The organism is Mesorhizobium sp. M0051, from assembly GCF_040323235.1.
In the GTDB taxonomy this organism is placed as follows: domain Bacteria; phylum Pseudomonadota; class Alphaproteobacteria; order Rhizobiales; family Rhizobiaceae; genus Mesorhizobium.
The window spans coordinates 78,087-97,799 of the sequence record NZ_JAMYUT010000021.1; the positions used below are offsets into that span (position 1 = coordinate 78,087).

23 protein-coding genes are annotated in these 19,713 nt (G+C 60.6%); 12 read left to right on the forward strand and 11 right to left on the reverse strand.

Features of this window, described 5'->3' with window-relative positions; all coding sequences use genetic code 11:
• The first annotated feature begins 91 nt into the window (after positions 1-91).
• Both NKJ90_RS21345 and NKJ90_RS21350 read left to right on the forward strand, forming a co-directional pair.
• Entirely contained in the window at positions 92-352 is a 261-nt protein-coding gene (locus tag NKJ90_RS21345) for a hypothetical protein (protein WP_352486727.1), read from the forward strand.
• Between the two features lie 164 nt (positions 353-516).
• Positions 517-717, forward strand: coding sequence for a hypothetical protein (locus tag NKJ90_RS21350; RefSeq protein ID WP_032907017.1), 201 nt, complete (start codon positions 517-519; stop codon positions 715-717).
• A 113-nt stretch (positions 718-830) separates the two neighbouring features.
• On the opposite strand, the gene NKJ90_RS21355 is transcribed toward NKJ90_RS21350, so the two are convergent.
• Positions 831-2,705: a multicopper oxidase domain-containing protein gene (locus NKJ90_RS21355; protein WP_023757881.1), complete on the reverse strand. Its 1,875-nt coding sequence runs from the start codon at positions 2,703-2,705 to the stop codon at positions 831-833.
• A gap of 181 nt (positions 2,706-2,886) precedes the next feature.
• Here NKJ90_RS21355 and NKJ90_RS21360 point away from each other — a divergent pair, with 181 nt between their 5' ends.
• Positions 2,887-3,318, forward strand: a complete 432-nt coding sequence (locus NKJ90_RS21360; RefSeq protein WP_023757880.1) for a hypothetical protein — start codon at positions 2,887-2,889, stop codon at positions 3,316-3,318.
• Between the two features lie 56 nt (positions 3,319-3,374).
• On the opposite strand, the gene NKJ90_RS21365 is transcribed toward NKJ90_RS21360, so the two are convergent.
• The 5 genes from NKJ90_RS21365 to NKJ90_RS21385 all read right to left on the reverse strand — a co-directional run bounded on the left by NKJ90_RS21365 (position 3,375) and on the right by NKJ90_RS21385 (position 6,717).
• Positions 3,375-3,536 carry a hypothetical protein gene (locus NKJ90_RS21365; protein WP_023757879.1) on the reverse strand — a complete coding sequence of 54 codons (162 nt, stop codon included), beginning with the start codon at positions 3,534-3,536 and terminating at the stop codon, positions 3,375-3,377.
• 104 nt (positions 3,537-3,640) lie between these two features.
• Positions 3,641-4,108, reverse strand: coding sequence for a YbhB/YbcL family Raf kinase inhibitor-like protein (locus NKJ90_RS21370; protein ID WP_023757878.1), 468 nt, complete (start codon positions 4,106-4,108; stop codon positions 3,641-3,643).
• Between the two features lie 55 nt (positions 4,109-4,163).
• Positions 4,164-4,406, reverse strand: coding sequence for a hypothetical protein (locus NKJ90_RS21375; protein WP_023757877.1), 243 nt, complete (start codon positions 4,404-4,406; stop codon positions 4,164-4,166).
• A 32-nt stretch (positions 4,407-4,438) separates the two neighbouring features.
• The gene (locus tag NKJ90_RS21380; RefSeq protein WP_023757876.1) at positions 4,439-4,645 is read right to left on the reverse strand and encodes a hypothetical protein; all 207 of its coding nucleotides are present in this window, start codon (positions 4,643-4,645) and stop codon (positions 4,439-4,441) included.
• Between the two features lie 80 nt (positions 4,646-4,725).
• A complete protein-coding gene (locus NKJ90_RS21385; protein ID WP_023757875.1) occupies positions 4,726-6,717 on the reverse strand; it encodes a protein-L-isoaspartate(D-aspartate) O-methyltransferase in 1,992 nt (663 codons plus the stop codon).
• 325 nt (positions 6,718-7,042) lie between these two features.
• Between NKJ90_RS21385 and NKJ90_RS21390 the strand changes: the two genes are divergently transcribed.
• The 7 genes from NKJ90_RS21390 (at position 7,043) to NKJ90_RS21420 (ending at position 15,675) form a co-directional block, all read left to right on the forward strand.
• The gene (locus tag NKJ90_RS21390) at positions 7,043-9,454 is read left to right on the forward strand and encodes a phosphoketolase family protein (RefSeq protein WP_023757874.1); all 2,412 of its coding nucleotides are present in this window, start codon (positions 7,043-7,045) and stop codon (positions 9,452-9,454) included.
• Positions 9,451-10,638, forward strand: coding sequence for an acetate/propionate family kinase (locus NKJ90_RS21395; protein WP_023757873.1), 1,188 nt, complete (start codon positions 9,451-9,453; stop codon positions 10,636-10,638). Before NKJ90_RS21390 ends, NKJ90_RS21395 begins: the two co-directional genes overlap by 4 nt.
• A 165-nt stretch (positions 10,639-10,803) precedes the next feature.
• Positions 10,804-11,808 (forward strand): L,D-transpeptidase family protein, encoded by a 1,005-nt coding sequence (locus tag NKJ90_RS21400; protein ID WP_023757872.1) that lies wholly within the window; start codon positions 10,804-10,806, stop codon positions 11,806-11,808.
• 168 nt (positions 11,809-11,976) lie between these two features.
• Positions 11,977-13,044, forward strand: coding sequence for a type III polyketide synthase (locus NKJ90_RS21405; protein ID WP_023757871.1), 1,068 nt, complete (start codon positions 11,977-11,979; stop codon positions 13,042-13,044).
• The gene (locus NKJ90_RS21410; protein WP_023757870.1) at positions 13,041-13,751 is read left to right on the forward strand and encodes a methyltransferase domain-containing protein; all 711 of its coding nucleotides are present in this window, start codon (positions 13,041-13,043) and stop codon (positions 13,749-13,751) included. The genes NKJ90_RS21405 and NKJ90_RS21410 overlap by 4 nt, the downstream gene beginning before the upstream one ends.
• A gap of 2 nt (positions 13,752-13,753) precedes the next feature.
• Positions 13,754-15,004, forward strand: coding sequence for an NAD(P)/FAD-dependent oxidoreductase (locus NKJ90_RS21415; protein ID WP_031259700.1), 1,251 nt, complete (start codon positions 13,754-13,756; stop codon positions 15,002-15,004).
• A 206-nt stretch (positions 15,005-15,210) separates the two neighbouring features.
• Positions 15,211-15,675, forward strand: coding sequence for a DUF2231 domain-containing protein (locus NKJ90_RS21420; protein ID WP_023757868.1), 465 nt, complete (start codon positions 15,211-15,213; stop codon positions 15,673-15,675).
• A gap of 117 nt (positions 15,676-15,792) precedes the next feature.
• On the opposite strand, the gene NKJ90_RS21425 is transcribed toward NKJ90_RS21420, so the two are convergent.
• Together NKJ90_RS21425 and NKJ90_RS21430 are read right to left on the reverse strand one after the other, a co-directional pair.
• Positions 15,793-15,957: a hypothetical protein gene (locus NKJ90_RS21425; RefSeq protein WP_023757867.1), complete on the reverse strand. Its 165-nt coding sequence runs from the start codon at positions 15,955-15,957 to the stop codon at positions 15,793-15,795.
• Positions 15,958-16,186: 229 nt separating this feature from the next.
• Positions 16,187-16,321, reverse strand: coding sequence for a hypothetical protein (locus tag NKJ90_RS21430; protein WP_280948937.1), 135 nt, complete (start codon positions 16,319-16,321; stop codon positions 16,187-16,189).
• A gap of 178 nt (positions 16,322-16,499) precedes the next feature.
• Here NKJ90_RS21430 and NKJ90_RS21435 point away from each other — a divergent pair, with 178 nt between their 5' ends.
• Positions 16,500-17,387, forward strand: a complete 888-nt coding sequence (locus NKJ90_RS21435; RefSeq protein WP_352486733.1) for an isocitrate lyase/PEP mutase family protein — start codon at positions 16,500-16,502, stop codon at positions 17,385-17,387.
• A gap of 25 nt (positions 17,388-17,412) precedes the next feature.
• Here NKJ90_RS21435 and NKJ90_RS21440 read toward each other — a convergent pair whose 3' ends face one another.
• Positions 17,413-17,652 (reverse strand): KTSC domain-containing protein, encoded by a 240-nt coding sequence (locus NKJ90_RS21440; RefSeq protein WP_502904927.1) that lies wholly within the window; start codon positions 17,650-17,652, stop codon positions 17,413-17,415.
• 53 nt (positions 17,653-17,705) lie between these two features.
• Entirely contained in the window at positions 17,706-18,143 is a 438-nt protein-coding gene (locus NKJ90_RS21445; RefSeq protein WP_023757864.1) for a GFA family protein, read from the reverse strand.
• A gap of 373 nt (positions 18,144-18,516) precedes the next feature.
• Between NKJ90_RS21445 and NKJ90_RS21450 the strand changes: the two genes are divergently transcribed.
• Entirely contained in the window at positions 18,517-19,125 is a 609-nt protein-coding gene (locus NKJ90_RS21450; protein WP_023757863.1) for an alpha-ketoglutarate-dependent dioxygenase AlkB, read from the forward strand.
• Positions 19,126-19,179: 54 nt separating this feature from the next.
• On the opposite strand, the gene NKJ90_RS21455 is transcribed toward NKJ90_RS21450, so the two are convergent.
• Positions 19,180-19,356, reverse strand: coding sequence for a hypothetical protein (locus NKJ90_RS21455; protein WP_023757862.1), 177 nt, complete (start codon positions 19,354-19,356; stop codon positions 19,180-19,182).
• Positions 19,357-19,713: the final 357 nt, after the last annotated feature.

The following is a 19,713-nucleotide window of genomic DNA, read 5'->3' on the forward strand; positions in this document are numbered from 1 at the left end:
TTGGGCCAACTTCAATTGTTGTCGCATATCGGCTCAGCGGGTTTTGTACGAATCATACCATCAATTGATCTCCATCTCGGACAGGCTCAAAATGAAAGCTAACGTGGCCATGGGGAGGAGCCGCATGAGTATCGCTAGGGGAGCAATAAGGCCCGTCGGTACCGCGAGGGAATTTCTGGCGTTGGAGCTCGGAAGCGCGCGATACGGCGATATCGTCTCGGTCAAAGCGGTGATCGAGGCAATTCGCAGGGACGCGCCTTACATGCGGGATACGGATAACGAATTGATGGAGGAGATCGTCGACCTGACGCGGAAGTTGGGGTTGGCCGTCCTTTTTGATTCCCGCGAATAGGGCCGACAATTTCACGCCCATAGCTGAATCGACTTCCTTCTCTCTGCGGGAGCAAGTCTGCGCTAGCTAGTGATGAACTCACAGGGCGGTCTGCGCCACTTCGTACGAAACCGACAATTGGCTCCTGATTGAAAATGCGCAATCATTGCGAAATGGGACGCCGATTGGACGACAAACTTGATTGCAAGGCTTGCGGGACGATCCAGATGGACATTCCCGACAACGCCAAGGAGTCGACGCCAATCTATTGCAGCAATTGCGGCGCCTTCCTCGGCGAATGGGGTGAATTGCAGGACGATTTCTATCGCCAGGCTCGCGGCACCGAAGCATTCGACTTGCGCGACGGAAATATTATCAAGAAGTAGGACGCGACAATAGCAGCGTCCGGACGGTTGCTGGAGCTGGAGGTTGCTGGGTCGGTATGGGATCGCTCCTCTGTCGGCCGAGCGCACCGGTTCGGCCGTGGCCTCGGTGCCGGTTAGCTGACATCGATGATGACCATCAGTCCGCCGCCGCCCTTTTCCTCGACATTGTTGTTTGTCGTGTGATGCGGAATGTGGCAGTGGATCAGCCATTTGCCGGGCCGCTGTGCCTTCCAGACGACGTCATAGCGCTGCCCCGGCCCAACATTGATCGTGTCGGCCAGGAAGCGAGCCGAAGGGGCAAGAGTCTCGCCGTCACGGGCGGCGACCTCGAACGGTCCGCCATGGATATGCATCGGATGGACAAAGCCATTGTTGGTGCCGATGAAACGCACCTTCAGCGTTTCGCCGACCTTCATATGGATCGTATCGGTTGAAGGATACGCTTTGCCGTTGATGGTGAAGAAGTTCGGCATGCCGCCTTCCATCGGCATCGCCGGGTAGGTCAGGCCGTCGCGCACCAGCCATTCCTGGAGCTCGATAACGTAATCGTGGTCGGCCTGGATCTCGTCGGCGGGATTGGCGGGGTCGATGATCAGCGCTCCGTAGAGCCCGAGTGCCTGGGTGCGGTCGGGCTTGGCGTGCGGATGATAGAAATAGGTCCCGTGCTGTGTGGCGGTGAATTCATAGGAGTAGGTTTGCCCGGGCTCGATCGGCGCTTGGGTAATCTCGGCGGGTCCGTCCATCTGGTTCGGCAGGATCATGCCGTGCCAATGCACCGTCGTTTCCTCCGGCAGGTCGTTGGTGACATTGATGCGGACCCTGTCACCTTGGCGAATGTGGATGCGCGGCCCGGGAATCTGTCCGTTATAGGCGTAGGCATCGACCGCGACGTTGGGCAGTATCTGCCAACGGATCACTGACGGCCTGAGTTCGAACACCTTGACGCCGTTCTCCAGGCGGAACGGCAATTCCTGGCCGCCCTTGGCGGACAGATCGTAGGATGCCGTCACCCGACGCGGATCGGCTGCCGCCATGTCACGCATCGCCTCGGCCGGGGTATCGCGGCCCATGATCATGCCTCGCGGCATGATTACCCCGCCGACATCACGGGCCGACAGCGTCAGGTTCAGCCAGTTAGCCGGTGCGGCCATGCCGATCGCCAGCGCAATTACGGATACAATGCCGAGTGCCGAAACCTGCGGCGTCGTGGCGTCCGTCTTCATCTGGTGGCCACTGCTTTTGCCGCTGTGGGAGGTCTCGTTGTGGCCTGTTCCGTGCGGTTGGTGAGCAGATTTCTCTCGACTGCTCGTTCCGGTGGTCTGCCGGCGCTGCGTCATCAATCCATGCTTCAGTCCGCGCGCCACCAGCCAGACATTGGCAGGGTAGGCGAGTGTGAAGCCGGCGATGACGCCGATCGACATCACGCCCCAGAACAGCAGTTCCGTCGGCTCCATCGCGCGCATGTCGCGCCCCATCATCAGGAAGCTCATGACAGGCGCCATACCCGCCATCATGAAGTTCATCGAAATGAATTCGGGCAGGAAGCTTTTGCGCACGTTTTCCCAATAGCTGCCGCCCATCATCGACTTCATGAACAGCGACTGAAAGATGAACAGACCGAAGGCGAAGCCGGAAACATATTCGACAATGAGGTCGAGCCACATAGGAAGGCCGAGCGTCGCCGTGACGACGGCGGCGAGGATGATGCCTGTAGCATCTCCGGCAACGCAGTGAATGGTCGAGCCGACGCCCTGCTTCCACAGCGGCCTCGTGAAGTCCTCGTGCTCGCCCGGTCGCGGCTCCTTGTCGGCCAACACATAGAGCAGCAGGCCGACGGGGCCCATATAGAGGGTGACCAGGATGAACCCCCATTTCATCACCGCCGGTTCGGGATTGTTGCGGTGCTGATCTATCCCGACATAGACCGTCGAGGCAGCAGCAAGAATGAACCAGGCAACAAGAAAATAGTCGATCGGCTGGACGAGCATGGGCAAACCGCGGGCAGTGATGACCCCATCTCTTCGATGAACGCGTCCGGCGCGTTTACGATCCAGCCGGTTGAACTTGGCGGTGACGAATTCTGTCAGGCTTTTGCTCTTGTCGCAGCATCGCTGCGCGATAATTCCTCTGAAGGCGTGGGTGCATCTCCCTTTGAAACAGGAGCCGACCATGAAACATCAGACACTCGACCAACTGCATGCCGTCGCCGCCATCGAGTCCTCGGCTGCATATTCGGCAATGACACGAAACCAGCGCATCGAGCGCTGGGCTGAACTTCTCGAGCAGAATCCCGAGCGGCTCCTCGCAGCGTTTTCCGGCACCGAGCATCTGCACCCGGAAGCTCGTGCCACGGTGCGTGGCGAGGGTTCGGCAATTGCCGTCGCGTTCGAAGACTCGGTGCTGCGCGCGTCGGGCCTAAGGAATGACACCTATGGCGAAGCCAAGCGCTTCTTCGAGCTGAATGACTGGCAACTGCATGACATCGTCTGCGACTGTCACGTAGGCGCTTCCATGAAGGCGCGGTGGGCGGCAGCCCGGGTCCGCGCAACGATCGGCGGCAACAGGTTTCTCGCTTGGTTGAGGCAAAGGATCATGCACTGATCAGGGTTGGGAATCGTGCCCGTAGCCGTGCGATTCCCGCCCGCCCACCTTCCCAATCATCGCCTGTCCTGGCGATACAGCCGGTCGGTTGCGCGGTCACGCTCTTTGCTTTCGGCGGGGCCAAGGCGGCGGCGTGTCAGCAAGACATAGGCCATCAGTATGATCAGCAACAGTGGCCCGCCGGCCACGACAATCAACCACATGACGCTTTCAAACATGACGCGTCTCCTTTCCCGAACGACCGTTAAGGAGAAGAACTGTTCCGTTCACGCCGACATCGGCCACGCGATCCGGGTTCCTTCCGCCGGCTGCAAGCAACCCATCAAATCCGTTCGTATGTTCCGACGAGTTCTGCCTGCTCGATCAGATGTTTTTGTGCTTCCTGCCAGATACGCTGGACGCCGGCGCTTGCCGGAATAGCAAGGTTTGGCGTGTCGAGTGCGGCCAGCCGGAAATGATAATGATGGACGCCGTGTCCGACCGGCGGTTCAGGGCCGTCATAATAGGCGTTGCCGAAATCGTTCGTCGCCTGCCTGAGGGCCTGCGGACCCGGCTTGCCGCTTGCCGCCTCGGGAAGTTCCCGGGTGTCGGGGGATATGTTGAACACCGCCCAATGGCCGAACGTTCCGCTTGGTGCATCCGGATCCTGGACGACGAGGACAAGGCTCCTCGTATCATCAGGTACCCCCGACCACTTCAGCGGCGGAGACACGTTCTTGCCGTCCCGCGTGTATCTTTCAGGGATTTTTGCGCCTTCGGCAAAGGCGGAACTGCTGAGCGTGAGTGGCATGACTTGCTCCTGCGGAAGACAATTGCTGCGCGGATATCGGTGTATGGGGCCGACCTCAACGACCTCCCCGATGCTTGTTGTGAGAGCTTTCCTGGTTCTCTCCGCGGATGATGTTCCGATCATCGGGGTCGGCAATATCCCTCAGCTTGGGCCTGAGGTTGTCCTGCCGCGAGGCTGCGCGCTCAGCGTCGGACTTTCTCAGATCCGTCTTCGCGTCGAAGTCCTTGCCGGCATTCTTCGTATTCTCGCGCTTTTCGATTACGCGAAGGCTTTGCTCGTGGGTTTTGTTTCCGGCCATCGATAGCCTCCCTTCTCGTGCAATTCGGCACGCTACTTGTTCGTCCGCATTTTCTGCCTTGGATTGATCCCGCCGGCGGCCGTCGTGTCATTCTCGACGTCGCCTTCGATCGTGTTTTCGCCTTCAAGGTCGAGGTCATCGCCTTCCTTGATCGTGCCCTTGGAGGTTCCGATGCCCGGATTGTTCACCAGGTCGGCATCGCTCGGCTTTTTCCACTTTGGATGTCTGCTCGTGCTCATGAGACAACTCCTTCGAGGGATTCGGTTTCAAAACCCGAGGCCAGCCGAAATGTTCCGGGCCATTCGCCTTTCGCCGGCGGCTAAAGTCCGAACGGATAGGTGTCGGGAACACCAGCTCTTGCATGCTCCGGGCCAAGTGGAGTTACCGCGGTGGTTTTGTCGAACCACAAGAAGGCGTCGAATTGCTGAGGCAGCGAAACATCCGCATAGTGGCTTCGCAGTTCGGTTTCCGGCCGATAGATCACCCCGATGAAGCGCTCCAGCCTGCGCTCCAGGAGCCGCTCGCGCAGCGCCTCGTCGCGCTTCAGGTCGAGCAGAAAACGCGGAATGCGGCAGTCATGGCAAAGCCGCTCGTAGCTGTCTGCGTGTGAGGGCCGCACCTGCTTCACCTTCATTTCGCCGTCCCAGTCGGAGGCGGCGGCCACGGTGCCGGAATGCGTGCCCAGGCCGATCAGGGCTGCCCTGTCGCCGAACCGTTGCCGGCAAAGCTGGCCGATATTCAGTTCGTCCCGGACAACCCCCATTTCGGTATAACGGGCATCGCCGATATGCGAATTGTGCGCCCAGACAACCGCCTTGGAATTCGGTCCGTTGGCGTCCAGCAGATGTTCCAGCGTTTCGAACATATGCGTGTCGCGGAGGTTCCAGGATTCCGCGCCGCCATAGTACATGATCCGGTAATAGCGTTCGGCGGAGGCAATCAACCGGGCGTTCTGAGCGGCATCGAGAAAGTCGCTGCCGTCCCGTCGGGCATAGTCCAGTTGCCTGGCGAGCAGGTCTCGACATTGCTCAAGAACCGCCTGCTCGCATGCCCGGTAGCCCGAGGTCAGCGCCGCACGGCCGTAGGTGGACGGTTCATTTTGCCATGGGGTCAGGCATCCATAGCGCTCGCGCGCGATCTTTGCTGCCTGCGGATCAACCCGATCAAGATATTCGAGAACCGCAGCAATGGACCCGCTCATATTGTAGATGTCGAGACCGTAGAATCCCGCTTGCCTGGATGGCTCGAGCTTCTCGTTGTGGTCGCGCATCCAGCCGGTGAAGGCCGCGACGTCGGTGTTGCGCCACATCCAGGTCGGGAACCGCTGGAATGGCGCGCTGACACCGGCTCGTGGCTCGCGATGACGAACATAGCGGTCGATGGCCGCGGCATCGGGCCAATCAGCTTCAACCGCAACGATCGTGAAACCGTGCTTGTCGACGAGCCGGCGTGTGATCGCCGCGCGCGCCTTGTAAAACTCCGACGTGCCATGGCTTGCTTCGCCAAGCAGAACGACGCGCCGGTCGGCGAACCGATCGAACACCTCGCCAAAGGTGGGATCGTCGAAATCCGGAAGCGGTTCGGCGGCCATTGCGATCATATCGGGCAGACTGGCGGGATGCGGATGTCGGAGCGGACGACGGATCTCGGCGATCTCGCCACCTTCGGGCCAGCCTTGCTCGCCGATGAGAGGGACGAACCGCACGCCGCCAAAATCCTCCTCGCTGTAGCTTGCAGCGCCCGTTCGGGTGACCTTGAGCAGGCGTTGCGAATCCAGATCGTCACCGACCGGAATGACAAGCCTGCCGCCGACATCGAGTTGTTCCTGCAGGGCGAGCGGCGCGCCTGGTCCGCTGGCCGTCACCACGATGGCGTCGTAGGGCGCTGCTTCCGGCCAGCCCTTGGTGCCGTCGCCGGTCCTGACCTCGATGTTCTCGTAGCCAAGCCTCTCAAACCGACGCCTCGCGGTTTCAGCCAATCCGGGATGGCGCTCGATCGTGTAGACCTGTTCGACGATCCGGCTCATCACGGCCGCCGCATAGCCCGAGCCGGTGCCAATCTCCAGTACGTGGTCGCCAGCCTTGACGTCCGCCAGTTCAGTCATGAGCGCGACGATGTAGGGTTGCGAAATCGTCTGCCCGTCAGCGATGGGCAGTGGTCCGTCTTCATAAGCGAATTCTTCGAAGCCGGGATCGACGAAAGCCTCGCGCGGAACTTCCCGCATGGCCTGCAGGATCTCGCGATTGCGGATGCCACGCCGGGCGATATGCACATTGACCATCCGGTCGCGAGCACTGGGAAGATCGAGCATTTTCAGCTCCCTTGGCGGCCGCTTGTCCGCAATTGTTCAAGGATATCCTTCGACATTGGCGGGTGGGCCACTTCTTCTGCCTTCGGTGGCTCTCCCGGCTCATGCCTCTAACCGTTGAAGGGCCCCAAAGTTCCTTCTTTGTTGCAGGTGTGTTGCAGGACAAGTCCACTGACCCGGCTGGAGACGCCGACGGTTTCTTGCTTGCCCCAACGTCGCCTGGACATTCCTTCGAACGCCATCGCCAATTTGGGCTTGCTCAGGCGCGAAGTCGCTCCAGTTATCTCCAGCGAAACGATGCTGGAAAACCGATGCTGGAGACTGGGCGATGAACGACAAGGCTGCCGCGACGACGCAGGCGATCAGCCTCGAACGGATCGATCTCATGAACCGCTACTGGAGCGCCGCGAATTACATCTCGGTTGGCCAGATTTATCTGCTCGACAATCCGCTGCTGCGCCAACCCTTGAAAGCCGAGCATGTCAAGCCGCGGCTGCTCGGCCATTGGGGTACAACGCCGGGCCTCAATTTCCTCTACTTGCATCTCAACCGAATTATCCGTGAGCGTGATCTTGATGTGCTGTTTATCTGCGGTCCAGGACATGGCGGTCCGGCAATGGTCGCCAACACCTGGCTCGAGGGCACGTATAGCGAGATCTACCCCGATATCGGCCAAGGCGAAGACGGCCTGAGAAAACTGTTCCGGCAATTTTCCTTTCCAGGCGGGGTGCCAAGTCACGTGGCGCCCGAAACGCCCGGCTCCATTCATGAGGGCGGCGAACTCGGATATGCCCTGGTCCATGCTTTCGGCGCGGCCTTCGACAATCCGGATCTGGTGGTTGCCTGCGTCATTGGCGACGGCGAGGCCGAAACCGGTCCGCTCGCGGCAGCGTGGCATTCCAACAAATTCCTGAACCCGGCCTCGGACGGTGCAGTGCTGCCAATCCTTCATCTCAATGGCTACAAGATCGCCAACCCGACGATCCTCGGCCGCATGGATGACCAGGAGTTGCGCAACCTGTTCACCGGCTACGGCTACGAACCGTTCTTTGTCGAAGGCCATGAGCCGGTCGCCATGCACCAAGCGATGGCCAGGACGCTCGACAGTGTGCTCGATCGGATCCATTCCATTCAGGAACAGGCACGAGGTCCGGGACGGCCTGGCGAACGTCCGCAGTGGCCGATGATCGTCCTGCGCAGCCCCAAGGGCTGGACTGGACCGAAAGAGGTCGATGGCGAAAAAGTCGAGGGCTTCTGGCGTTCGCATCAAGTGCCGGTATCGAACGCCCGCGGCAATGACGAGCACCGCAAGATCCTCGAAACCTGGATGCGAAGCTACGAACCGGAAAAACTGTTCGATAAGGACGGACATCTGCTGCCGGAACTCGCGGCCCTTGCCCCGACAGGAACAAAGCGCATGGGCGCAACTCCGTATGCGAATGGCGGGTTGTTGAAGCGCGACCTGGCGCTGCCGGACTGGAAGAGCCTGGCGCTCGAAGTACCTCGGCCCGGAGGCGTCATTGCCGAGGCGACACGGATTTGTGGTGGCTATCTTCGCGAAGTCTTTCGCCTTAACGCCAAAGCGCGAAATTTCCGGCTTATGGGACCGGACGAGACGTCTTCCAATCGCCTTGACGATGTATTCGAGGTCACGGATCGGATCTGGATGGAGCGCATCGAACCCTACGACGTCCATCTTTCCCGCGACGGCCGGGTGATGGAAGTGCTGAGCGAGCATCTCTGCCAGGGCTGGCTGGAAGGTTATCTGCTTACAGGCCGCCACGGCTTATTCTCGTGCTACGAGGCGTTCATTCACATCGTCGACTCCATGGTCAACCAACATGCAAAATGGTTGAAGACCTCTGGCGAGCTTGCCTGGCGCAAGCCGATCGCCTCGCTCAATTACCTGCTGACCTCTCATGTCTGGCGCCAGGATCACAATGGCTTCAGTCATCAGGACCCGGGCTTTGCCGACCTTGTCGCCAACAAGAAGGCCGACACGGTCAGGCTCTATTTCCCGCCGGATGCCAACACGCTGCTGTGGATCACCGACCATTGCCTGAGAACCTACAACCGCATCAACGTCATCACCGCTGGCAAGCAGCCGACGCCGCAATGGCTGTCTATCGAAGATGCTGAAGCGCACTGCAAGGCCGGCGCGGGCATCTGGGAATGGGCCGGCACGGTTTCAAAAGGCGAGGAGCCAGATGTGGTGCTGGCCTGTGCCGGCGACGTTCCGACGCTGGAAACGCTGGCTGCGACGGACATTCTTCGCTCTGCAATCCCCGATCTGAAAATCCGCGTCGTCAACGTCGTCGACCTGATGACATTGCAGTCGAACACCGAACACCCGCATGGGCTCACCGACCAGGCTTTCGATGCGCTGTTCACCAAGACAAGGCCGGTCATCTTCGCCTATCACGGCTATCCCTATCTCATCCATCGCTTGACCTACCGTCGTGCCAATCATGACAACATGCATGTGCACGGCTTTCGTGAGGAGGGCACCACGACGACGCCGTTCGACATGGTGGTGCTCAACGAACTCGATCGCTACCATCTCGCACTTGCCGCGATCGCACGCGTGCCGGGCCTGGCCGAAAGAGCCGAAAGCCTCGCTAGCGAACTTCACGATCGACTGGTCAAGCACAAGGCCTATGTCCGCGAGCACGGCGAAGACATGCCCGAGATCCGGAAATGGAGTTGGCCGGCTGCCAACGGGGCAAAGGCTGGTCGATGAGTCAGTCGATCCTGGCGCTGAATGCCGGCTCGTCCAGCGTCAAGTTCGCGCTATACGATCTTGGCTCATCGGATGGCCAGCAGCTGGTTTCGCGCGGCACTCTGGATCTGGGCGACACGCCCAGGCTCACTGCAAAGGCGGCCGATGGGACAGTGCAGTGTGATAGGCAGTTTAACGCGGACGATCCTCATGGCGCGGGGATTGGCGAACTACTGAACCTGGTGCAGCGCGAACTTGGTGGAAGAAAACTGATCTGCACCGGCCATCGCATCGTGCATGGCGGTAACGAGTTCAGCAAACCAGTCCGCCTGACGCCCGCTACCATTGAGGCCCTGGACAGGCTGACCGCACTCGCGCCTTTGCATCAGCCTCGCAGTCTCGCGCCAGTTCGCGCGATAGCTGCATTGCAACCGGATCTGCCACAGATCGGATGTTTCGATACCGCGTTCCACCAGACGATCGATCCGCTCGTGCGGCGCTTTGCCCTGCCGCAAAAATATGAAGGGGAGGGACTGCGACGCTACGGATTTCATGGCCTCTCCTACGAATATATTGCTAGGCGGCTGAGCGAGATATCGCCCGCGCTCGCGGCAAAACGGACAATCGTTGCTCATCTCGGCAATGGGGCAAGCCTTTGCGCTCTGCACGACGGCAAGAGCGTCGATACGACGATGGGCTTTTCGGCACTGGATGGTCTTGTCATGGGTACGCGTTGCGGCGCCATCGATCCCGGCGTGCTGTTGTACTTCCTGCTGGAGAGGGGCATGGCAGCGGACGAGCTGCAGACAATGCTTTATGAGAAATCCGGACTGCTCGGCGTGTCCGGCGTTTCGGGCGACATGCGCACGTTGGAGGCAAGCAGCGACCCTCGTGCCCGCGAGGCGATCGAGCTCTTCGCCTTCCGCGCCGCGAGGGAAGCAGGAGCGCTCGCGAACACGATGGGTGGTCTCGAATGCCTCGTGTTCACCGCCGGCATCGGCGAGCGGTCATCGTCCATCCGCAAGGCGATATCCGAAAGATTGACCTGGCTCGGCGTGGCGCTCGACGAGCCGGCCAATGACGCCCACGCTGAGCTCATCAGTCGTCCGGACAGCAAGGTGGACGTGCGTGTGATTGCGACTGACGAGGAAAGCGTCATCGCGCGTCACAGCCGCGCGGTAGTAGAGGTTGGGTCCGCAACTTAGGGCGAGCAAGCTGGCTTCCACTCACTTGGCACTAGCCTTGCCGTGTCCTTCGCACGAGGTCCTTGGCAAGCAAGCCCGCCGTCATGCATCTGTCAGAAAGGGAACCAGATAGGGCGTGCCGCGTCATAGAAGTAGAGTTCTGTTGCTGTCCAGGGAGTGACATCGATGATCAGGCTCCTTCTTGTCGCCGCGGCGGCGCTCGTCCTCGCATGCGGCGGGACGGAGGCGGCCAAGCTGGACCCATCCGCTGTCAATCAGGCCCAATTCGCCGCCGGCGAGCCGACGGGCATCGATCCGACAGTTCTGAAGGCGCAGATTCTCCTGGATCGCGCCCGTTTCTCGCCGGGCCTGATCGACGGCCGGCTATCAGAGAATTTCGCCAAGGCCATTAGCGCCTTTCAGACGGCGAACGGATTCCGGGCCGACGGCAAGCTCACCCCGGAAACCTGGGACAAGCTCGTGGCAAATTCCGCCGGCCCGGTCCTGGTACCTTATGAGGTAACGCCCAAGGATATACGCGGACCCTTCACCAAGCGTATTCCGGCTCGCATGGAGAAGATGGCCCACCTGCGGCGGCTCGGCTATCACAACGCGGTGGAGAAGCTGGCGGAGCGCTTCCATATCAGCGAACAATTGCTCAGAGAGCTCAATCCGGGTGTCGGCTTCAAGAGGGCAGGCGCGACGTTGGCGGTACCGGATGTTGGCCGGGGCGATCGTCCTGACGCCGTTGCCGCTATCGAGGTCGACAAGGGCGCTCGCTTGGTGCGTGTGCTCGATCCGTCCGGCAAATGGCTCGCAGTCTATCCCGCGTCGATCGGCAGCGACGAAAAGCCGGCGCCGAGCGGCGCGGCGGAAGTCAAACGCGTGGTGCACAACCCCACCTATCACTACGATCCGGACTTCGCCTTCAAGGGAGTGAGGAGCAAGCGGCCCTTTACCATCGCTGCGGGGCCCAACAATCCCGTGGGATCGGTCTGGATCGACCTCTCAATCGAAAGCTACGGCATTCACGGCACGCCCGAACCCGGCAAGATCGGCACAACCTTCTCGCATGGCTGTATCCGGCTGACCAACTGGGATGCCGAAGACCTCGCCGCCATGGTGCAGATGGGCACGAAAGTTAACTTCAAGGACGAGATGGCGGACGCTGGCGATACGCGGCCGCAGTAGCGGTCGACAGCCGCGACACCCGTGGCAGTGCGGCCGCCCGGGATGAAATCGGCGCTATGAAGCGTTCATGGAACAACGCTCAAACCATGCGCCCTAATACTAGCGCCATTCAGCAAAGATCACTCGGGCATCCGCGCCATGCAGCGTGCGGCGCCCTGGGAGACGGAAATGCCCGCTAACGCCTATATCAACCGGATTGCGACAGCGGTTCCCGAATATGAGGTTCATAGGTTCTATCTCCGGTTCGCGGCCTCCATGATCGCCGTCCGTCACCGGAGAATTTTCGAACGGATGGCCGGCCTTGCCGGCATAGAGAGCCGCTATTCCTGCTTTGCACCTGCTCTCGACCCGGAAGGGCCATCCGCCGACCTTGGCGGAACATTCATTCGCGGCGCGTTCCCGGGAACTGCTGTGAGAATGGCGATGTTTGGCGAAGCCGCTCCTGTGCTGGCGCAAAAAGCCGTCGACGGGCTGCACCTTGGCGACGACGCGTCGCGTATCACCCATCTCATCGTCACCACCTGCACCGGATTCTCCGCGCCCGGCATCGACTTGGATCTGGTCAAACGCTGCGGCCTCCCGGATGGCATCGAACGCACGATAATCGGGTTCATGGGCTGTTACGCGGCGATCAACGGCCTCAAGCTTGCCCGCCACATCGTCAGGTCAGATCCGCGGGCCAGGATCCTGCTGGTCAATATCGAGCTCTGTACTTTGCATCTCAGGGAAAGCCCCGAACTGGAAAAGCTGCTGTCCTTCTGCCTCTGGGGCGATGGCTGCGCGGCAACTCTTGTCACCGCCGAACCGCCCGGCCTTGCACTCGACAGCTTTCATTGCATGGTAGCGGATGAGCGGCGCGACCTGATGAGATGGGATATTCGCGACCATGGCTTCGACATGGTTCTTTCCGGCCAGGTGCCGACGGCGATCCAAGAGGTATTGCGGAGCAACCATGATGCCTTTCTCGGCGACCGGCCACCGGAGGCGATCGACCTCTGGGCCGTGCACCCGGGCGGACGTTCGGTTCTCGATGCTGTCGAGAGAGCGCTGAAACTCGAGCCCGCCGCGCTGACGCCATCGCGCGAGGTGCTGCGCCGATATGGCAACATGTCGTCGGCGACGGTCATGTTCGTGATGGAAGAAATGCTGAAGGCCCCATCCGGACTGCTCGGTTGCGGTATGTCGTTCGGACCCGGACTGACGGCCGAAACCATGCTTTTTCGAACCGTGTCATGAACGCGCTCAGTCACCGCAGCCTCGTCCCGGAAATCCTCGACGGACTTGCGGCCGGCGATCCGCGGGCGCTCGCCTCGCGCCGCGACCTCCGGTGGATCAATGCGCTGATGTTTCAGGCCCCGATCATGGCGTCTTTGCTAAGGAAATTCGTGCCACGACCACCGCGCCGCATATTGGAGCTCGGCGCCGGCGACGGCACCTTCATGCTCAAGCTCGCGCAGCGAATGGCACGGCACTGGCCCGAGGTAGAGCTGACGCTGCTCGACCGCGTCAGTCTCGCCGGTGCCGGAATCCTCACCGAATTCAACAGGCTGGGATGGAGCACTGAAGTCGTCACCGCCGACGTCTTCGACTGGGCCGAAGGGAACGGGGGCGAATGGTTCGACGCGATCACCGTCAATCTCTTCCTGCATCATTTCGATGACGCCGAGCTCGTGCGTCTGTTTTCACTGCTGGCGTGGAAAGCCCCGCTGCTCCTGGCGACGGAACCGCTGAGGGCAAGGTTCCCTCTGGCCGCGACCCGTCTTCTCCCGGCGATCGGCGCCAACGACGTCACGCGACATGACGCGGCTCAGAGCGTGCGCGCTGGCTTTCGTGCTAACGAGCTTTCCGACCTCTGGCTTGCGGCCGGCGGCAGGCCACTCGAGGAGCGGCGTGCCGGTCCGTTCTCGCACGTCTTCGTCGGCGCCAGTGCGCGATCGAGATGATCATGAGACGACCATCCACCCACGATGCGATTGTCATCGGGGCCGGCCCGGCAGGCACTTCGCTGGCTTTGCTGCTGGCCCGGCGCGGGTGGTCCGTGGCGATCGTGGAAAAGAAAATGTTCCCGCGCCGCAAGGTGTGTGGCGAATACATCTCCGCAAGCAATCTGGCGCTTCTCGACCGACTGGAGGTCGGCGATGCCTGGCGCGCCAATGCCGGCCCCGAAATCCGACGCGTCGGCTTCTTTTCCGGCGCGACTTGCATCGAGGCGCCGATGCCGGGTGCAAAATATGGGCCTCCTGTAGAAGGCACCTTCGGCCGGGCGCTGGGCCGCGACATGCTGGACCATTTGCTGCTGCAGGCGGCGCGATCGGCAGGCGCGGAAATCTTCCAGCCTTGCCGCGCTGTCGCCATTGATCAGGATGGCGACATGCAAGCGGTGCGAATTCAGGCAAAAGACGAGAATTCCGGGGACGGAACGACAATCTTGCGGGCTCCGGTGGTCGTCGCCGCGCATGGTTCCTGGGAACCTGGACCGCTGCCAAGCCAGCTCGAAAAGGCCAGCCACCCGTCGGACCTGCTCGGCTTCAAGGCGCACTTCGCCGGGGCATCGCTCGCGTCTGATCTGATGCCTCTGCTGATATTTCCCGGCGGCTATGGCGGCATGGTCCTGGCGGATCATGGCCGCATGTCGATCTCTTGCTGCATAAGGCGTGACATGCTCGCGCGGCTGCGCATGAACCATGTCTCCGAACCTGATAGGCCCCGGCAGGACGGCCATCCGTCGGCGGCTGAGGCGGTCTTTCGCCATCTCATGGCTTCTTGCCGAGATGTGAGCGATGCTCTTGACCGGGCGTGCCTCGACGGTCCGTGGCTTGCAGCCGGCCCGATCCGGCCTGGCATCCGCGCCTGCTATGAAAAGGATATCTTTCGCGTCGGCAATGCCGCAGGCGAGTCTCATCCGATCATCGCCGAAGGCATCTCGATGGCACTTCAGTCCAGCTGGCTGCTGGCCGCCGAACTCGCCGGCGCGTCAAGCGGCCGGGCGGGCCGCGAAGCTGCCGGCAGACGCTACAAAGCGGCCTGGAAGAGACTGTTTTCGACTCGGGTCTACGCAGCTGCAGCCATTGCCCGAACGGCCCTCTGTCCCGGCGGCGCAGCATTGATGGGTGCGGCCGTCCGTAGTTTCCCGCAAGCGCTTACACTGGGCGCCCACATGAGCGGCAAGACCAGGGCGATCCCCGGTCTTGGATGATCCGCGCTGCGGCGCTTCGCTTGCGGTCGTGGCATTGAGCGAGCCGGGTTATGGAACATTCCGTAGCAGCCAGCGTTCTGCCTGTGGTTTCGGGTTAGGCCCCTAGCCGGCATAGACGGGCATCTTGGTCCTCTATGCGCGCCATCTTGGACATGCACTGCCGCCGGCGTGGACGCGTCGGCGCGACGTCTGTTGGAGGCATCATAATGACCCACAACCCGCACAGCACAGCCAGTGTCTCCGGCCATCCAATCCATCCCATGTTGATTCCTTTCCCGATCGCTTTTTTTGTTGCCACCTTGGTTTGCGACCTGATCTTCTGGCGAACCGCTAACCCGGGCTGGGTCACCGGTACGCTTTGGCTCCTTGGAGCGGGCCTGATAATGGCCGCCCTGGCAGCCCTTGCCGGCCTCACGGATGTCTTGGGCGATGTTCAAATTCGCAATCTTACAACGGCATGGCTTCATGCAGGCGGAAATGTACTTGTCGTCCTGATCGAACTTTACAACTGGTATTCACGATACGAGCATGGGGCGGCGGCTGTGGTGCCAACCGGCCTGATCCTCTCGCTGATAGTGGTTCTCATCCTGTTGTTTACAGGCTGGAAGGGATGGGAGATGGTCTATCGGCATCGCGTGGGCGTCGCTGACGGGTCGAACGAGTTGCGCTGAACCGGCGCGTAGCCAAGTGCCTGTTCGAACTCTCGAAGGCGCAGTTGGGAAATGTCCGCAGGCAGATGGAGGCGTTAGGACTGGACGGTGGGAGTGCGTTACTTCCTTCTGAGGCGGCTATCCTTCCGCCTTGAAGTTCTTGGCTTCCTTTTCAACCTTCGAACTGTCCTTGCCATGCTTTTGCATGAGGTCCTTGGCCTGTTTCGGCGAAACGTCGGTCGTCTCCGCCAGGCGCAATGCCTTCTTGTCCTTGCTTTCGGTCTTCGGTTTCTTGGTAGGCATAGATTCTTGAACTCCCATTGCTGATCGCGACTGCGTCAGATGCCAGGGCTGCACTCGCGATTCCCGCCCAATCGGCTTTGCCAGCATTCCGTTGGCCTCGATACGGGCACAACGGCGGGACGACGGGGAGGTTCCCCCGAGACTTCTCACAAGTCGGTTGCGGATTTGATTTCCACCGACCATTCACGCCGCCAACGGCGCTCGCAATGTCTCGAAGGTCAGTCGAACGTCAGCGAAGGTGCTCAGCGATTTCGCTGGAGACCGCCAATTCTACGTTAGCGTTGATGGTGATCTCAAACAGACGCAAACCGCCAACCGCAACGGCGCCGGTAAGCGCATCCGGCAAGGCTGCAATGTCGTTCACTGACGTGAAGCGCCGCCCTTTGCCGCCTACCGCATGCACGAGCCCAATGAAATCGGGCCTTGAGAACTGCCAACTCCGGCTGAAGTCCTTTGTTCGCCAAAGCTCCTGGAACCTCGATCTATCGATCGCGTTTCCGACCGGAGGTTCGAAAATGGTCCGGCGTCCGTCCTGGAAATCGATGATTGATCATAACGCGCCGCTGGTGTTGCCGTCGGCCGGTGACGCGCTGACGGCCCGGTTGATCGAGCGCGCCGGGTTCCCGGCCTATCAGATCGGTGGCTTCGCTATGGTCGCGGCCATGCACGCGGTGCCTGACATCGATCTCGAACAGTTCGGTGAAAAGCACGCCAGGGCGCGTGAAATCGTCGAAGCTTCCGACCTGCCGGTGCTGATCGACGGCGACGACGGCTATGGCGATGTCAAGAATGTGACGCGCACTGTCAGGAGCTACGAGGCGATCGGTGCCTCGGCCCTGTTCATCGAGGACCAGAAGCCACCAAAACGCTGCGGCCACATGCCAGGCCAGGAGGTCGTTGCGTCGGAATTCATGGAGCAAAAGATTCGCGCCGCCGTCGCGGCACGCGACGACCCGGATTTCTTCCTGCTTGCCCGTACCGATGCGCGGCAACCGCACGGGCTGCGCGACGCGATAGAGCGCGGCAAGCGCTATCTCGACGCCGGCGCCGACGGTGTTTACGTCGAGGGGCCGACCAGCGTGGAGGAACTGACACAGGTGGGCGAGGCGTTTAGGGACGTTCCACTGGCCACAAGCATCCTGGAGCGCGGCGGCCAGACCCCTTGGCAATCGCCCACCGAGTTGCATGAAATGGGCTACGACATGATCCTTTATCCGACCACGCTTTTGTTCCGCGCAGTCCATGCCGTGCAGCAGGCGCTCGACGATTTGCGGCAAGGCAAGCCGCTGGCGCCGGAAGCAAGCGTCGACCTCGCCAGCTTTGAGGACATCGTTCGCATATCAGAATGGGCCGGCATCGAGAACCGTTTCATGGGTCAACCTCACGACGGCATGATAAAGAAGATCAAGCAAAAGCTGTCCGGACAGTGACCCCCGCAAAGCCCCTTAAAGCACTTCATTTCCCGCCTGCCTCCCGTTTCACAAACCGGTGATGTTTGTGCCGGTCGCGAATGAATTCATTGAAGAAGCGGCCTTTGGATGACGCCTTTCTGAAAGCGGCGTAGGTTGCCGGGGGCACGTCCTCGTAATCATAGCGAATACCACTCGGCACAAACCAGACGGAAAGGATCCTGGTCGCGGGGTCGTAGTTCGTGTCGCGGATCACAGTCGACGGCATGTCGGCACCCGTTGTCACTCGGACAAACCCCCTCAGGATTGTCCGGTTCCACGGCGGGAGATGATACTCTGCTATCTGTCACGCGGATTGCCGAATTCCGCATTGCGCTTTCTCGAATACTGATCGATGCGCGGCAGGTCGTCGTCAACATCGACCCAAGGCAGTCGCAGGTCCCAATAGGCATGTGCCTGGGGCCGGAAACGTTCGGGATTATCGAAGAAGCCGATTGTCAGATAAAGCTCATTCGGCAGGCCATCATCGCTGTACCCTATCGAGGTCCCGCAGTCCGGGCAGAATGTCCTTACGACGCCGCGAGTCCTGGAAAAGGTTTTCGGCGTTCCCTTGAGCAGCCGGAATTGCTCGGGCCGATAGCCAACCCAGACCGTAAGCGGACTTCCAATGGCCCGCCGGCAATCGTCATCATGATCGTAGCATATCCAGAAAGGCTCACCGTGCATGACGGCGACAACCCCTCCGCAGAAGCAGGCGCCGGTCTCAAGTCGCGGCATTGGGAGACCTGGTCGCTGCTGGAGTCCGATGGGAGGGCGGTGGTGATACTGCGAATCCTCGGGCGCCAGCGCTCAGCGCATCGATTGGGAGTTCTGTTGCATTGGGCATGGTCAAGGAAACTCCGATGGACGGTCTTCGAACCGGTGAACCCGAAGGTGGTTCCAAGCACGCCAACTCCAGGTTGGTAGAAACCCAACCGTCTTGCGGCCGCTCTGTTCCATTGGACAACACAGGTGACGGCGCTCGGAGTGCGCGCGCCGACGCCGCGGGAACCGCGAGGATCGGCCCGTAGTCCAAACCGCTGACTACTCGGATGAACAGTGTTGGAAACCTGGAGGTTGCGGGATGGATTCGTTTCACCATCTAAGGACCATGTCGTCGCTGAAAACCAGGACTGCCGCTTCCGCGCGCCAAACCGATCTCTTCGGTGCTGCCGACGATCTGCCGCAGGGATTTTTCTATCAGCCCGACTTGATCACGCCGGAAGAAGAAACCGAACTCGCCCGGCAACTGCAAATCCTGCCATTCCAGGCATTTGATTTTCATGGCCATCTGGCAAACCGGCGTGTCATCGGTTTCGGCTTGCGCTACGATTACGACCGGCGTGAAGTCTTGGAGGCGCCCGCGATACCTGATTTTCTACTGCCTCTGCGCAAGAAGGTCGCGGCCTTTGCAGGCCGACCTGCCGAATCTTTCGAGCAGGTGTTGATCAACGAGTACCAGCATGGCGCTGGCATCGGTTGGCATCGCGACAAGCCACATTTCGAAGATGTGGCCGGCGTTTCGCTGCTGGCGCCGTGCAGTTTCCGCCTCCGGCGAAAGAATGGCACCAGATGGGATCGACGGACCATCGTCGTCGAGCCAAGGTCGGCCTATCTAATGACCGGTCCATCGCGCTCGGAATGGGAGCACAGCATCCCACCGCTTGCGGAGCACCGTTATTCAATCACCTTGCGGACATTGCGCCCTCGAAATCCCTGATGCCTCGCGCACTGGCTTTTCAGAATCGCGGGGCCTTGCGACGCGGTCGGATCATCACGACTCCTTGAACGCGAGCCGCTCCTGGGAACATCCCAACCGAAGGTTTGTTTGAAGCAGAAGTCCAGCTGTCAGCAAGGTGAAGAATCCGATGGCCAGTTCACAGTCAATGATGGTGGTCGCCAGGCGCCCGATCCACCAGACGCCGATGGCAGTTGCTAACGCCTGTTTCATCGGACGCTGACCTATCCAGCCAACCAGGCAACGCGGAATTGGACCATCTTGCCCGAAAACTGGGAGCTGCTCCTGCGCCAGTGGGAATATTCGCATGCAATCGCCGCCGGGCTCAATGCCTTGGCGTTGCTGATGCTTTTCATGTCGGCGCTTCGCACCGTACCGCGCTAAAGCACCAAGTCATTCTGGTCTTGTGTTCCCTTACGAAAAGCCCCACCGGCGCTGGGCCGGTGGGGCATAGTCCGAAAAGCCGACGCGATGGCTTTCCCGTCGCTGGAGTAAGGCGACTGCGACCTCAACACTCAAGGAAAGCCTAAGTTCCATTGTTTGCTAATATATCATCGCGTGAAGCCCGAT